This window comes from Kineococcus haloalkalitolerans (assembly GCF_050871905.1).
Taxonomy (GTDB): Bacteria; Actinomycetota; Actinomycetes; order Actinomycetales; family Kineococcaceae; genus Kineococcus.
Genome location: NZ_JBJLSH010000068.1, coordinates 1 through 14,295, shown reverse-complemented (window position 1 = coordinate 14,295; position 14,295 = coordinate 1). Strand labels below are relative to the sequence as shown.

Genomic DNA, 14,295 nt, shown 5'->3' with positions numbered 1-14,295 from the left:
CGGCCCCCCCCCCCCGCCCGGGCCCCCCCCGGCGCGGGCGCCCGCGGCCGGCGCGCCCTCGCGCCGACCCGCCCCGGCCTCGCGCGGGCGCAGCGCGGCCTCGCTGTCGGCGGCCGAGCGCCGCCGCACCCGCGGCCCCCGCGTCCTCGTCATCACCGCCCTGCTGCTGGTGCTGGCCGTCTTCCTGCTGCCCAGCTGGCAGAAGTGGCTGGAGCAGCGCTCGGAGATCGGGCGGCTGGAGGCGACGATCGGCCAGCAGCAGGAGGACCTGGCGGCCATGCGCGCCGAGCAGGCCCGCTGGGCCGACGACGCCTACGTGCGCACCCAGGCGCGGGCCCGGCTGCAGTACGTGGTGCCGGGGGAGACCCCCTACGTCGTGGACTCCCAGCGCGAGACCGACGCCGTGCCGCCCGCCGAGGCGGCCGCCTCCGTGCCGCGCTCGTCCGCGGCCTGGTACGAGAACATCTGGGACTCGCTGCGCGTCGCCGGCGTGTCCGACCCCTCCTCGGCGCCGGACGCGCCCTCGCTGGAGCCCGTCCCCGCCCCGACCCTGGACGGCGAGTGACCGACGAACCCACCGAGCGGGACCTGCGGACCATCCGCGAGCTCCTCGGCCGCGTCCCCCGGGGCGTGGTCTCCATCGCCCACCGCTGCACCTGCGGGCGCCCCGACGTCGTCGAGACCGCGCCGCGGCTGCCCGACGGCACGCCGTTCCCGACGACCTACTACCTCACCGACCCGTTCGCCGCGGCCCTGCTGAGCACGCTGGAGGCCTCCGGCCTCATGCGGGAGATGACGCAGCGCCTGGCCGACGACCCCGAGCTGGCGGCCGCGTACGCCGCCGCGCACGAGGACTACCTGCGCCGCCGGGAACGGCTGGGGCACGTCGCGGAGATCGAGGGCGTCTCGGCCGGCGGGATGCCCACCCGCGTGAAGTGCCTGCACGCCCTGGCCGGGCACGCCCTGGCGGCCGGGCCGGGCGTCAACCCGCTCGGCGACGAGGCCCTCGCGCTGCTGGCCGAGCGCGGCGGCTGGCCGGCCACCTGCCCGCACACCGCCCTCGACGCGCCCACCGCCGATCCCGCCCCGGGGGAGGGCGGGCGCGCGTGAGCGTGCGCGTCGCCGCCGTCGACTGCGGCACCAACTCCCTGCGCCTGCTCGTCGCCGACGTCGACCCGCGCGCGGGGACCCTGACGGACGTCGTGCGCACCATGCGCGTCGTCCGCCTCGGGCAGGGCGTCGACGCCACCGGCGCCTTCGCCCCCGAGGCGCTGCGGCGCACCCTGGCGGCCGTCGACGAGGCCGCCGCCGCCTGCCGCGAGCACGGCGTGGCGCCCGCCGCGGTGCGCTTCGTGGCCACGTCGGCCACCCGCGACGCGGCGAACCGCGACGAGCTCACCGCGGGCGTGCGCGAGCGCCTCGGCGTCGTCCCGGAGGTCGTCAGCGGCGAGGAGGAGGCCCGGCTCAGCTTCACCGGCGCCACCCGCGAGCTCCTCGGCGCCCGGCCCGCGCCGTTCCTCGTCGTCGACCTCGGCGGCGGGTCCACCGAGTTCGTCCTGGGCACCGACGACGTGGAGGCCGCCCTCTCCGTGGACGTCGGCTCCGTGCGCCTGACCGAGCGGCACCTGCGCTCCGACCCGCCCACCGCCGCCGAGGTCGCCGCCGCCGAGGCCGACGTCGACCGCGCCCTCGACGAGGTGGCCCGGCACGTGCCGCTGGAGCGCACCGGCACCCTCGTCGGCGTCGCCGGGACGATCACCACGCTGACGGCCGCGGCGCTCGACCTGCGCGCCCAGGAGCCCGGCAGCACGCACGGCGCCGCGCTGCCCGCGGAGCGGCTGCGCGCGGCGTGCGACGCGATGCTGGCCCGCACCCGCCCCGAGCGCGCGGCCCTGCCGTACCTGCACCCCGGCCGCGTCGACGTCATCGGCGCCGGCGCCCTCGTCTGGCGCCGCGTCCTGGCGCGCGTGGCCGGCCGCGGGGACGTCGTGACGAGCGAGCACGACATCCTCGACGGGGTCGCCCTGTCCGCGGCCGCCCGCCTGGACGGCTGAGCGCCCGCGGACCTGGCAGGCTGGTCGGGCACCGCACCCGCACGAGAGGACCCCCGTGAGCACCGTCAGCGCCTCGACGTCCCGCCGCATCCAGGCGCCCGCCGACCGCGTGGTGGCCGCCCTGGCCGACTACCGCGAGACGCGCGCCAAGCTGCTGCCCGCGGCGTTCACCCACTACGAGGTCCTCGAGGGCGGTGTCGGGGACGGCACGGTGGCCCGCTGGAAGCTGCACGCCACCAAGAAGCGCGTGCGCGACGTCGTCGCCGACGTCACCTCCACCGACGCCCACGGCCTGCTGGAGAGCGACCGCAACTCCTCCCTGCGCACCGCCTGGCGGGTCGAGGAGGCCGGCCCCGACGCCAGCGACGTGGTGGTCACCTCCGAGTGGCAGGGCGCCGGCGGGGTCGGCGGCTTCTTCGAGCGCACGTTCGCCCCCCGCGGCCTGCAGCGCATCTACGGCGAGCTGCTGGACGAGCTCGCCACCGAGCTGGAGCGCTGAGGACCACGGCGGGGCGTTCCGGCGCCACGGCGGCCACGGCGGCCACGGCGGCCACGGCGGCCACGGCGGCCGCGGCGGCGCGGACCGGCGCGACGGCCGCCGCGAGCGGGCCGGCGCTGCTGCCGCACCCGGCGGTGGGCGGCGCGTTCGCCTCGCCCGTGCCGCCGGGCACCGGGTGGCCGCTGGACCCGTCCGTGCCGGGCACCCCGGTCGCCCGCACCCCGGCCGACGTGCGCCGCCTGGCCGACGGCGCCACCGGGCCGGAGCAGGTGCAGGCCGCCTCCGCGGTCTGCCGGGCGTGCCCGCGGCTGGTCGAGCACCGCGAGACCACGGCGCGCGCCAAGCGCCGCGCGCACGCGCACGAGCCGTACTGGGGCCGGCCCGTGCCCAGCCTGGGCGTCGAGGACCCGCGGGTCCTCGTCGTCGGCCTGGCCCCCGCCGCCCACGGCGGCAACCGCACCGGCCGGGTGTTCACCGGCGACTCCTCCGGGGACTGGATCGTCGCGGCCCTGCACCGCGCCGGCCTGGCCGACCGCGCCACGTCGGTGCACGCCGCCGACGGGCTCGCGCTGCACCGCACCCGGATCGTGGCGCCCGTGCGCTGCGCGCCGCCGGACAACCGCCCCTCCACCGCCGAGCGCGACACCTGCGCGCCGTGGCTGGACGCCGAGCTGCGGCTGTGCGCGGCGCGGCTGGACGTCGTCCTGGCCCTGGGCGCCTTCGCCCACGCCTCGGCCCTGGCGGCGGCGCGCCGCGCCGGCTGGGACGTCCCGCGGCCGGCGCCCCGCTTCGGCCACGGCGCCGAGGCCGTCCTGCTGGCGCCGTCCCCCGACGGGCCCGGCGGCCCGGGCCGCCCGGTCGTGCTGCTGGACAGCTACCACGTCAGCCGGCAGAACACCGCGACCGGCCGGCTCACCCGCGACATGCTCGACGCGGTCCTGACCCGCGCCGTCGACCTGGTGCGCCCGTGAGCCGCGCGACCGCCCGGCGGGCGCTGCCGCCCACGACCGCCGCCCCTCGCGTCCTCGTCGTCGGCGGCGGCGTGGCCGGCTCCGCCGTCGCCCGGCGCCTGCTGCGCGTCCTGGCGCCGGGGGAGGCGCACGTCACCGTCGTCGACCCCGGTGGCACCACGACCGACCCGGCCCGGCTGGCCGGCGTGGTCACCGGTGCCGTGCGCCCGGCCGCCGCGGCCGCGCCCCTGGCGGAGGCCCTGCGCGGCGCGGAGGTCGTGGCGGGCGCCGTCACGGCGCTGCGGCACGACGAGCGCACCGCCCGCGTCGAGCTGCCCGGCGGCGCGGTGGACCTGCGCTACGACGCGCTGGTGCTGGCGACCGGGACCGCGCCGCCGGCCGGACCGGGACCCGGGGACGACCTCGTCCTGCGCACGGCCGAGGACGCGCTGCGCCTGCGCGAGCGGGTCCTGGACCGGCTGCGGCGGGCCGAGCGGTCGCCCGACGCCGCGCCCGGTGGTCCCGGCGCACCGGGCGGCGAGCGGACCCGCCTGCTGACGACCGCGGTCGTCGGCGCCGGCTGGGCCGGGGCGTCGGCGGCGGCGGCGGTCGAGCAGCTGGCGCGGTCGGTGACGCGCACGTCCGCGACCCTGCGGCCCGCCGACGTGCGCGTCGTCCTGCTCGGCGCGGGCGGCGGGGTGCTGCCCGGGCTCGACCCGGCCGCCGCCGCCCGGGTCGTGCACGACCTGCGCCGGCGCGGCGTGGAGGTCCACCCGGACGCCGGGCCGGACGAGCTGGGGGACCCGCGGTCCTGGGCGGGGACCGTCGTGCGCGCGCTGGAGGCACCCCACCCGCTGCCCGCGGCCGCCGGGCTGCCGGTGGACGCGCGCGGGCGCCTGCTCGTGGGTGCGGACCTGCGCGTGGTGGACGGCGCGGGGACGCCCGTGCCGGGCGCCTGGGGCGCCGGGGACGGCTGCGCCGTGCCCGACGCGACCCGCCCCGGGCGCACCTGCCCGGCCACGGCCGACCACGCCGTCCAGCAGGCCCGCCACCTCGCCGACGGCGTCGCCGCGGTGCTGCGCGGCGGCCGGCCCGCGCCGTTCCGCTACCGCACGCCGCTGCGGCAGCGGCTGCGGCCGGCCGGGCCGCCCACCGGCCCCGCCACGCCAGCCGCCTAGGATCGGCGACCGCAGCACCCGCCCGGGTGGCGTAACTGGTAGGCGCACGGGGCTTAAACCCCCGGGCCGTTCGCGGCGTGCGGGTTCGACCCCCGTCCCGGGCACCGGCACCCCCGCAGCGCGTCCCGGGACCGTGACGGACCTGTGACCGGCCGCACGCGATCTCCGGGAACCCCCGCGGCGCCGGTGGCGTTGCACCCGGCGACACCCCTTCACGGAGGAGCCATGGAGAGCAGGAACCCCGTCTTCGCCAACAGCGGCGAGTGGAAGCGCGGCGGCTACGCCACGTTCGACGCGCCGTCCTCGTCGCGCCCGGCGCGCGGCGGTGCGCCCGCCGCCCCCGCCGACGCCTCCGCGCAGACGCTGGAGGACTGGTACCGCAAGCCGTCCGCCACCCCGGAGCAGTCCCGGCGCATGACGCTGGACGACGTCGTCGTCCGCACCGGCATGCTGTTCGTCGTCCTGCTCGCCGGCGCCGCGATCGGCTGGACCGCGCAGGTGGGTCTCCTCCTGGCCATCGGCGCCGCGCTCGGCGCGATGGTCCTCGGCATCTGGGCGCAGGCGTCCAAGAAGGTCCGTCCGGGCCTGATGTTCGCCTACGCCGGCCTGCAGGGCGTCTTCGTCGGCGCGATCTCCCAGTGGTACACGCTGGCCTTCGGCAACGGGCTGGTCCCGCAGGCCGTCGTCGGCACCCTGGCCGCCTTCGGCGCCATGCTGCTGGCGTACAAGACCGGGCTGATCCGGGCCACCGCCCGCTTCCGCAAGATCATGACGATCGCCGTCATCGGCTACCTGATCTTCGGGCTGGTCAACCTCGGCGTCGCGCTGTTCACCGGCGCCAGCGTCTACGGCATGGGCGGGATCATCCCCGTCCTCGTCGGCGGCCTCGGCGTGACCCTGGCCTCGCTGTTCCTCGTGCTCGACTTCGACTACATCGAGCAGGGCATCCGCAACGGCCTGCCCCAGCAGGAGGCGTGGCGCGCCGGCTTCGGCCTCATGGTCACCCTCGTGTGGCTGTACCTGGAGATCCTGCGCCTGCTCGCCATCCTCCGCGGCAGCGACTGACCCGCCGCTGAGCACGCACGTGCAGCACCCCCCGGAGCCCGGGGCGCCGGCCGACGAGGCCGCGCGCTCCGGGCTCCGGCGCGTCGTGGACGCGGTCGCCGACCGCGTGCGCGCCCTGCCGCTGTCGCAGCTGGACCGGGCGCCCCTCGGTGGGCAGGAGGTGCGCGCCGCAGCCGTGCGCCGCGCCGCGCAGGAGCTGGCCGACCTCGGCGCCGACGCCGAGGGCCGGCCCCGGCGCGCCCTGCCGCCGCTGGCGCTGCACGGCCTGGGCGACCAGCTGGCCGTCGTCGGCCACGACGTCGCCGAGCACGGCGACGCGGGTGCCCTGCGGGCCGCCCACGACGTCGTCACCGGGCTGCGCCGCGCGCTGTGAGCGCGTCCCGCCGCGTGCGGGATGATGGGCCCATGCGCTACGCCGAGTCCGTCGTCGACCTCGTGGGCGGGACCCCGCTCGTCAAGCTCACCAGGGTCACCGAGGGCCTGAGCTGCACCGTCCTGGCGAAGGTGGAGTACCTCAACCCCGGCGGGTCCGTGAAGGACCGCATCGCCCTGAAGATGGTCGAGGCCGCCGAGGCCGAGGGCTCGCTGAAGCCCGGTGGGACGATCGTCGAGCCCACCAGCGGCAACACCGGCGTCGGCCTGGCGCTGGTCGCCCAGCAGCGCGGGTACAAGTGCGTGTTCGTCTGCCCCGACAAGGTCGGCGTCGACAAGCGCAACGTCCTCAAGGCCTACGGCGCCGAGGTCGTCGTCTGCCCCACGGCCGTGCCGCCGGAGGACCCGCAGTCGTACTACTCGGTCTCCGACCGCCTCGTGCGCGAGATCCCCGGCGCCTGGAAGCCGAACCAGTACGCGAACGTCAACGGCCCGGCCAGCCACTACGAGACCACCGGCCCGGAGATCTGGGCCGACACCGACGGGAGGGTCACCCACTTCGTCACCGGCGTGGGCACCGGCGGCACCATCACCGGCACCGGCCGCTACCTCAAGGAGCAGGGCCCGGTGCGCGTCGTCGGCGTCGACCCGGAGGGCTCGGTGTACTCCGGCGGCACCGGCCGCCCCTACCTCGTCGAGGGCGTGGGCGAGGACTTCTGGCCGAGCGCGTACGACCCGTCGGTGCCCGACGAGATCGTCGCCGTCTCCGACGCGGAGTCCTTCCAGATGACCCGCCGCCTGGCCCGCGAGGAGGGCCTGCTCGTCGGCGGCTCGTGCGGCATGGCGGTCGTGGGCGCCCTGCGGGTGGCCGAGCGCCTCGGCCCCGACGACGTCGTCGTCGTGCTGCTGCCCGACGGCGGCCGCGGCTACCTGGGCAAGATCTTCAACGACGAGTGGATGGCCTCCTACGGCTTCGTGCCCGCCGCCGAGGGCGGCACGGCCGGCGACGTGCTGCGGGTGAAGTCCGCGGGGCTGCCCGCCCTGGTGCACACCCACCCGACCGAGACCGTGCACGACGTCATCGAGATCATGCGCGAGTTCAGCGTCTCCCAGCTGCCGGTGGTGGGCGCCGAGCCGCCTGTCATGGCGGGCGAGATCGCCGGCGCGGTCACCGAGCGCGACCTGCTGGACAAGGTGTTCTCGGGCCGGGCGAAGATGTCGGACGCCGTCAGCGCCCACATGGGCCCCGCCCTGCCGCTCGTGGGCGCCGGGCAGTCCGTCCAGGAGGCCCGGCACGCCCTGGAGCACCAGGACGCGGTCGTCGTCGTCGAGGACGGCAAGCCCGTGGGCGTCATCACCCGGCACGACCTGCTCGGGTTCCTGGCGACCTCCCGCGCCCAGCAGCCGCCCGCGGTCAGCAGCTGACCGCGGTCAGCAGCTGACCGCGGTCAGTAGCGGATGGCGTCGATGACCTGCGCGCGCACGGCCATCGTCGCCGGCACGAGCCCGGCCAGCGCCCCGACGGCGGTGGCGGCGAGGAACCCCTCGACCGCCGCCGCCACCGGGTAGGCGGGCACGTCGGTCAGCGTCAGCCCCGCCGGCAGCAGCAGCTCCAGCGGCGCGTTGGACACCAGCGCCACCGACAGGGCCACGGCCAGCGCCCCGGCGGCGGCGGTCGCGGCGACGCTCTCCAGCAGCACGGCGCAGAACACCCGCCCGGACGTGGCGCCGAAGCTGCGCCGCACGCCGATCTCCCGGATCCGCTGGCGCACCGTCACCAGGCCGACGTTGAGAACGCCGATGCCGCCCAGCAGCAGCGCGAAGACGCCGACGCCGCGCACGCCGTAGGCCAGGACGACGTCCAGCACCCCCAGCTCGCCGCCCGCGTCGGCGCGCCACACGCTCACCGAGGTGCCCGGCAGGGCGGCCTGCACCTCCGACTGCAGCAGCGCCGTGAGCGCCTCGGCGTCCGTGTCGGGCACCCACAGCTCCAGAGACGGCGGCCCCGACCAGGCCGGGTCGACCAGGCCCCACGCCGCCGCCGCGGAGTTCAGCACGAACCCCGCGGGCACGGCCGGGTCGGAGTACGGCGGGGACACCACGCCGACGACGGTCGCCCGCACCGGCCGCTCGCCGCCGAGGACCACGGTGGCGGGGGCCGAGCCGTCGAAGCCGACCTGGTCGGCGAAGGCCCGGTTGACGACCAGCCGCGGGGAGAACGCCTCCTCGTCGGCCGGGGCGAACCACCGCCCGCTCTCGGGCGAGACGCGGTGCATCACGCCGTAGGCGGCGTCGACCCCGGTCAGCTGCACCGTCTGCGCGCCCGCGGCGAAGCGGACCACCACGGGCGCCGACCCGCCGGAGACCAGGCCGGACCAGCGCACGTCGTGGCGCTCGGCGGCCTCCCGCAGCGCCGCGACGACCCGTTCGGTGCCCTCGGCGGTCACGGCGCCGTTCGGGTACGCGTTGACCTGCAGCGTCGCCGGCCGTCCCGCGCTGCGCTCGAAGCTCTCCCCGAGCAGCTGGCGGCCCATCCCGCCCACGGCCGTGATCGTGGTCATCGCGAAGACGGCGAGGAACACCCCCACGAGCGAGAGGACGACGCGCGCGCGGTGCACGCGCACCTCGCCCCACGCCTCCACCAGCGCGGCGGCGACGGACACCAGCGGCCGCACCAGAGCGCTCACACCGTCTCCCGGTGGGCGGTGAGGTCGGCCACGGACCCGGGCCGCAGCTCGCTGAGCACGCCGTGGTCCAGGCGGAACTGCCGGTCGGCGCGCGCGGCCACGGACAGGTCGTGGGTGATGGTGACCAGCGTCGTGCCGTCCTCGCGGACCAGCTCCTCCAGGACGTCCATGACGGCGCTGCCCGTGTCGACGTCGAGGGCACCCGTCGGCTCGTCGGCCAGCAGCACGCGCGGGCGGCGCACGAGGCTGCGGGCCAGGGCGACGCGCTGCTGCTCGCCGCCGGACAGCTTCTCCGGCAGCGAGTCCAGCCGCTCGCCCAGGCCGACCCGCTCGAGCATCGCGCGGGCGGTGGCGCGGCGGGTGAGGAACTCGCGCGGGGAGCCGTACAGCAGGGGGGCGGCGACGTTCTCCGTCGCCGTCCGGCCGGGCAGCAGGTTGAACTGCTGGAAGACGAACCCGAAGGTGGCGCCGCGCAGCCGCGCGGTCCGGCGCGCGGACAGCTCCGCCGTCGGGCGCCCGTCCAGCAGGTACTGCCCGGAGGTCGGCCGGTCCAGCAGGCCGACGATGTTCAGCAGCGTGGACTTGCCGGAGCCGGAGCGGCCGACGACGGCGACGTGCTCGCCGGCGGCGACGTCCAGGTCGACGCCGGTGAGGATCTGCAGGTGCCCGCCGCCGGGCAGCGCGACGCGCCGGCCCACCCCGCGCAGGGACAGCGCGCTCACCCCGCCACCGGCCCGTAGCCGTAGGGGTCGACCGCCAGGCCGTCGTCGCCGGGCACGAACTGCAGCACCCGCGTGCCCTCGCCGACGCCGCCGCTGACCTCGACGACCTCGCCGTCGGTCAGGCCGAGGACCACGTCGGTCTCGGACGGGACGCCGGCCTCGTCGAGCACCCACACCGTGCCGGTGCCCACGGTGCCGCGCACGGCCGTCACGGGGGCCAGCAGGACGCCGGTGGAGGTGCCGGCGGTGACCTCCACGGTGGCCGACACGCCCGCGAAGACGGGCACGTCGCCGGGCACGCGGCAGGTCACCCGGGCGCCGGTCGGTGCGGCGCCCGGGTCGGCGTAGGGGTCGGGGACGGCGGGCGCGGCCGGGGCGCCGGTGCCGGGCTCGGGGGTGCCGGTGCGCAGGTCGGTGCACTCGAAGGTGCCGGGGCCGCCGGGCACCGTCACCCGCGCCGAGCTGGGCGGGGCGAGCAGGCGGAACTGCTCCTCCTGCGTCAGCGGGGCGGAGACGGTGAGGGTGCCGGGGCTGACCGCGGCGACGGCGTCCCCGACGGCGACCTGCTGGTCGGGCAGCACGTCCAGGGAGGTCAGCGTGCCCGTGGACGTCGCGGACACCGTGACGGTGCGCGTGCGGGGGGCCGCCGGTGCCGCCGGGACGGGCGCCGGGGCGCCGTCGGCGGCCGGAGCGGGGGCGGCGACCGGGGCGGGGTCCTCCACGGGCACCACGACGGTGAACAGCGGCGTCCCGCGCTCCACGGCGTCCCCGACGGCGGCCCGCACCCGGCCCACGGCGCCCGCCGCGGTGGACTTCACCGTCACGGCCGGGTCGGCCTGCACGGTGCCGGACAGGGTGACGGTGTTGGTGACGTCACCGCGCACGACGGTCGCCTCGGCCGGGGTGAGGTCGACGGTCGGCCCGGCGACGGGGCCGGTGCCGTCGCGGCCGGCGCGCGGGCCGAACGCGAGCTGGACCAGCGCCACCGCGATGACCGCCCACACCAGCAGCCGCAGCGCGGGGAAGACGATCGTCCGGACGACACCCACCGGCCACCTCCTGGTGCGACGGGGGTGGCGCGGTGCGACAGGAACCCCCGGAGCGGCGACGCTCGCGCGGAACGTAACAGCGCGTGCGCGGCACGGGGGAGTCGTTCACCCAAGCGTGATCAGCCTCCGCCGGACACCTCCACGGCCCCCACCGTCGCGCCGCGCAGGCCCAGCTCCGCCCACAGCGACGCGCGCGGCGGCGCCCCGTCGCGGGCCCGCTCGTCGGGGACGCCCACCACGTCCACCCGCACGTCGACCCCGTCCACGTCCGCCCGGCGCAGGCGGGCCGCGAGGTCGTGGACCGGGCCCTGCGGTCCCTCGACGGCCAGGGTGGCGGTGCGCCCGCCGGGGGCGAGGCGCGCGGTCACCTGCCAGCGGCCCCCGCCGGGCCCGCCGCGGGCCGCGGCCGCCGGTGCCAGGGCGACCGCGAGGAGGGCGCGCACCCCGGCCGCGAGGTCCTCCGCCGCGCCGGACCCGGCCGCCTCGCGGCGGTCGTCGACGACGTCGACCGACGCCCCGGCCTCCCGCGCGGCCCGCAGCCGGGCCCGCAGCGGGCCGTCGAGCAGCGCCCGGGCGTGCAGGTCGTCGCGCAGCTGCCGCTCCAGCGCGGCGCACTCGCGCGCCAGGACCGCCCAGCCCACCCCGCTGCCGCCCGACGCGGCGCTCGCGCCCGCTGCGGCGCTCGCGCCCGACGCGGCGCTCCCGCCCGCTGCGGCGCTCGCGCCGTCGGTGGCCGGCCCGCCGGGCCGGCTCTGCGCGATCCGGCGCAGCAGCGGGACGACGTCGTGCTGCAGCTCGGCGCGCCGCTGCCGGGCGCTGGTGTCGCGGGCCGCCGCGGCGGCCGCCTCGGCGACCGCGACCCCGGCCCGCTCCTCGTAGCGGGCGACGTCCCGCTCGGCGCGGTCGAACAGGTGCCGCACCCCGGCGGTGGCCGCGCACCACATGATCGCCGGCTGGCACAGGGCGGCGATCGTCACGGCGTCGGTCCCCGGTGGGTCCGCGGGCAGCACGCAGGCGGTGACCACGGCCGCCAGGCCCACCTCGCCGGCCAGCGCCGCCCGCCAGCGGCGCCGCACGATGAGGGCCGCCGCGACGACCTGGACCGCCCCCGGCCACCAGTTGGCGTAGGTGCGCCACGCCTCCACCGGCAGGTGCGGCATCACCACCAGCCCCGCCAGGGGCAGCACGGCCGCGGCCGCCCACGCCTGCGCCGCGGGCAGGTGCACGGGCCCGCCGCGCAGCGGCCGCAGCAGCCAGGCGCTCACCCCGCAGACGAGGACGACGGCGGCGAGCGACAGGGCGGGCGCGCGCGTGGTCTCCAGCGACAGCAGCGCCACGAGCGGGGCGTGGGCGAACAGCCACAGCGGCGCCCCGACCGCGCAGGCCCGCTGCACGGGGGTCACGGCGCGCCGCCCCCGGCAGTGGCCAGCGGCGCCCGCAGCACGACCCGCGTGCCGCGGCCGGGCGCGGACAGCACCTGCGCGCGGCCGCCGACGGCCTCCACCCGCCGGCCCACGGACACGCTCAGGCCCAGCCGGCCGCCCGCGACGGCGGCCGGGTCGAAGCCGACGCCCTCGTCGCGCACCTCCACCACGACGACGTCGTCCACCACGGCGGCCGCGACGGTGGTGAGCGGGACCGGCCCGCCGGGACCGCCGCCGTGCCGGACGGCGTTGCGGACGGCCTCCGCCGTCGCGTCGGCCAGGGCGTCGGCCACGTCGGCCGCGAGCCGGGCGCTCGCGGGTGCGGCGGCGAGGGCGCCGACCTCCACGACGGCCCCGGGGGCGCGGCGGTGCGCGGCCTCGGCGAGGCGGCCGGCCAGGCCCGCCGGCCCGGCCAGCGGCACGGGGGCGGGGGCGACGTCGCGGCCCAGCCGCCGCAGCGCGGTGCGGGCCGCGTCCCCGGCCACCGCCCGGTCCTCGCCCGTGCGGGCTGCCGCCGCCACGGACAGGACGGCCAGCACGTCGTCGTGGACGATCGCGTCCCAGCGCGCGTGCTCGCGCTCGGCGGCGGCCGCGGCGGCGGCGCGGGCGGCCGCGGCGTCCGCCTGGGTGCGCGCGGTCGCGACCTGGTCCGCGGCGGCGCGCACGGCCTGCACGGCGACGGAGGCGGCGGCCACGATGACCAGCAGCAGCAGGCCGTCCAGCACGGCCTCCAGCGGGGGCTGCCGCCACGTCCCGCTCAGCGGCAGCACGCCCCGCACGGCGATGTGCACCAGCCCCGCGACCAGCGCGGGCCCCAGGGGCAGCACGACGGCGGCGGCACCCACCGTGGCCGGGGACAGGGCCAGCTCCCACGGCGCCGGTGCCCGCCCCGCGGCGGGCGGGGCGAGGACCGCGTGCCCCAGGACGAGCGCGTTGCCGGTGACCACGACGGCCCAGCAGGCGCCCCGCAGCCCCTCGCCGGTCCACGCGGCGCGCGCCAGCGCGGCGACCAGCCCGAGGTGGGCGGCGACGGCCGTGGCCGACCACCACGCCGGTTCGGTCGTCGTGCGCGCCAGCAGGTCGGTGGCGACGGTGGGGGAGATGGACACCAGGGCCACGGCCACCACCAGGGCCACCAGGCGGCGCACCCCCCGCGCGCTCACGCGCGGCTCACCGCCCGCTCACCCGCCGGGGGCGGGGTCCGGCGGCGCGGCCCGCGGGCCGGGCTCGTGGGGGCGCAGGACGCCGTCCTCGACCGCGCGCCGGTACAGCTCCATGCGCGTGTAGGCGGGCCGGTCCAGGGCGGCGTACTTGGCGCGGATGCGCTTGAGGTAGCTCTTGGCGGTCTCCAGGGTCACCCCCAGGCGCAGCGCGACCGAGCGCGCGGGCATGCCGCCGGCGTACAGCTCCAGGACGCGCCGCTCCTGCGGGGACAGGTGGTCGGCCAGGTCGGCGTCCACCTGCAGCGCAGCGGCCGTCTCGGCCGAGGCGAGCGTCTCCCCGGCGGCGACGGCGCGCACGGCCTCGGCGACCGTGGCCACCGGCCGGTCCTTGAGCAGGACGCCCTGGGCGCCGGCCTGCAGCGCCTCGAGGGCGGCGTCGTGCTGGCGGCCCTCGGTGTAGACGACGACGCGGCACCCGGCGTCCACGAGCGCGGTGACGTTGTCGCGGGGGCGGGAGCCGTCGCCCAGGCGCAGGTCCAGCAGCACGACGTCCGGCACCGGCTCGCCGTCCGCGCCGGCGAGCAGCCCGGACACGGTGGCCGCCGTGCGGGTCAGCCGCAGGCCGGGGTCGACGTCCGCCAGCTCGACCCGCAGGCCCGCCAGGAGGGCCGGGTGGTCGTCGACCGCGGCCAGGCGCAGCGCACCGCCCACCGTCCCCGGATCGCCCTCGTGCACCGCAGCCCCCTCCACCAGCCCCCGCGGGCTGCGCCGTCCCCGACGGGCTCCTCGGGTCCTGCGGAGCGCACGCGCCCGCGGACGACCGGACTAGCCCGGGCGGGTTTCTCCACTAACCAGGTGGCCACACCGTAGCGACCCTGCCGGGCGTCGGCGTGCGCGGCGCGGGCACCCCGCTCCCCGAAAGGGGGGTGTTCGTGCGGCGCCGCGGCAGGAGGTGGTCTGGGAGGATGCTGGACGCGCACCCCGCCGGGGGGACGGGGTGCCGTCGACGCAGGAGGAGGGGGGGGGGGGGGGGGGGGGGGGGGGGGGGGGGGGGGGGGGGGGGGGGGGGGGGGGGGGGGGGGGGGGGGGGGGGGGGGGGGGGGGGGGGGGGGGGGGGGGGGGGGCGGGGGGG

15 protein-coding genes and 1 tRNA gene are annotated in these 14,295 nt (G+C 79.0%); 10 read left to right on the top strand and 6 right to left on the bottom strand.

The window, feature by feature from the left end; all coding sequences use genetic code 11:
- The 10 genes from ACRYMY_RS18565 to ACRYMY_RS18520 all read left to right on the top strand — a co-directional run.
- On the top strand, positions 1–565 hold a 565-nt coding region (locus ACRYMY_RS18565; RefSeq protein ID WP_432548702.1), incomplete at its 5' end, for an FtsB family cell division protein.
- Positions 562–1,110, top strand: coding sequence for a DUF501 domain-containing protein (locus ACRYMY_RS18560; protein WP_432548701.1), 549 nt, complete (start codon positions 562–564; stop codon positions 1,108–1,110). The genes ACRYMY_RS18565 and ACRYMY_RS18560, both read left to right, overlap by 4 nt.
- A gap of 2 nt (positions 1,111–1,112) precedes the next feature.
- Positions 1,113–2,054, top strand: a complete 942-nt coding sequence (locus ACRYMY_RS18555; protein ID WP_432548703.1) for a Ppx/GppA phosphatase family protein — start codon at positions 1,113–1,115, stop codon at positions 2,052–2,054.
- 55 nt (positions 2,055–2,109) lie between these two features.
- Complete coding sequence (locus ACRYMY_RS18550) at positions 2,110–2,553, top strand: SRPBCC family protein (RefSeq protein WP_432548700.1); 444 nt, start codon at positions 2,110–2,112, stop codon at positions 2,551–2,553.
- 134 nt (positions 2,554–2,687) lie between these two features.
- Positions 2,688–3,524 (top strand): uracil-DNA glycosylase, encoded by an 837-nt coding sequence (locus ACRYMY_RS18545; protein WP_432548699.1) that lies wholly within the window; start codon positions 2,688–2,690, stop codon positions 3,522–3,524.
- On the top strand, positions 3,521–4,681 hold the full coding sequence (locus ACRYMY_RS18540) for an NAD(P)/FAD-dependent oxidoreductase (protein WP_432548698.1): 1,161 nt from the start codon (positions 3,521–3,523) through the stop codon (positions 4,679–4,681). Before ACRYMY_RS18545 ends, ACRYMY_RS18540 begins: the two co-directional genes overlap by 4 nt.
- A gap of 20 nt (positions 4,682–4,701) precedes the next feature.
- A tRNA-Leu gene (locus tag ACRYMY_RS18535) sits at positions 4,702–4,785 on the top strand.
- Between the two features lie 121 nt (positions 4,786–4,906).
- On the top strand, positions 4,907–5,746 hold the full coding sequence (locus ACRYMY_RS18530) for a Bax inhibitor-1/YccA family protein (protein ID WP_432548697.1): 840 nt from the start codon (positions 4,907–4,909) through the stop codon (positions 5,744–5,746).
- A gap of 19 nt (positions 5,747–5,765) precedes the next feature.
- A complete protein-coding gene (locus ACRYMY_RS18525) occupies positions 5,766–6,119 on the top strand; it encodes a hypothetical protein (protein ID WP_432548696.1) in 354 nt (117 codons plus the stop codon).
- A gap of 32 nt (positions 6,120–6,151) precedes the next feature.
- Positions 6,152–7,543 (top strand): cystathionine beta-synthase, encoded by a 1,392-nt coding sequence (locus tag ACRYMY_RS18520; protein WP_432548695.1) that lies wholly within the window; start codon positions 6,152–6,154, stop codon positions 7,541–7,543.
- A gap of 23 nt (positions 7,544–7,566) precedes the next feature.
- Here ACRYMY_RS18520 and ACRYMY_RS18515 read toward each other — a convergent pair whose 3' ends face one another.
- From ACRYMY_RS18515 to ACRYMY_RS18490, 6 genes are all read right to left on the bottom strand, one after another.
- Positions 7,567–8,805: an ABC transporter permease gene (locus tag ACRYMY_RS18515; protein WP_432548694.1), complete on the bottom strand. Its 1,239-nt coding sequence runs from the start codon at positions 8,803–8,805 to the stop codon at positions 7,567–7,569.
- Complete coding sequence (locus ACRYMY_RS18510; RefSeq protein ID WP_432548693.1) at positions 8,802–9,527, bottom strand: ABC transporter ATP-binding protein; 726 nt, start codon at positions 9,525–9,527, stop codon at positions 8,802–8,804. Before ACRYMY_RS18510 ends, ACRYMY_RS18515 begins: the two co-directional genes overlap by 4 nt.
- Positions 9,524–10,576: an efflux RND transporter periplasmic adaptor subunit gene (locus tag ACRYMY_RS18505; RefSeq protein WP_432548692.1), complete on the bottom strand. Its 1,053-nt coding sequence runs from the start codon at positions 10,574–10,576 to the stop codon at positions 9,524–9,526. The genes ACRYMY_RS18510 and ACRYMY_RS18505 overlap by 4 nt, the downstream gene beginning before the upstream one ends.
- 119 nt (positions 10,577–10,695) lie before the next feature.
- Positions 10,696–11,979, bottom strand: a complete 1,284-nt coding sequence (locus tag ACRYMY_RS18500) for a hypothetical protein (RefSeq protein ID WP_432548691.1) — start codon at positions 11,977–11,979, stop codon at positions 10,696–10,698.
- On the bottom strand, positions 11,976–13,163 hold the full coding sequence (locus tag ACRYMY_RS18495; RefSeq protein ID WP_432548690.1) for an ATP-binding protein: 1,188 nt from the start codon (positions 13,161–13,163) through the stop codon (positions 11,976–11,978). Before ACRYMY_RS18495 ends, ACRYMY_RS18500 begins: the two co-directional genes overlap by 4 nt.
- 18 nt (positions 13,164–13,181) lie before the next feature.
- Positions 13,182–13,898, bottom strand: coding sequence for a response regulator (locus ACRYMY_RS18490; protein WP_432548689.1), 717 nt, complete (start codon positions 13,896–13,898; stop codon positions 13,182–13,184).
- Positions 13,899–14,295: the final 397 nt, after the last annotated feature.

Coding starts and splice junctions, on each gene's coding strand:
- ACRYMY_RS18530 (WP_432548697.1), top strand. CDS start 4,907: ATGGAGAGCAGGAACCCCGTCTTCGCCAACAGCGGCGAGTGGAAGCGC.
- ACRYMY_RS18520 (WP_432548695.1), top strand. CDS start 6,152: ATGCGCTACGCCGAGTCCGTCGTCGACCTCGTGGGCGGGACCCCGCTC.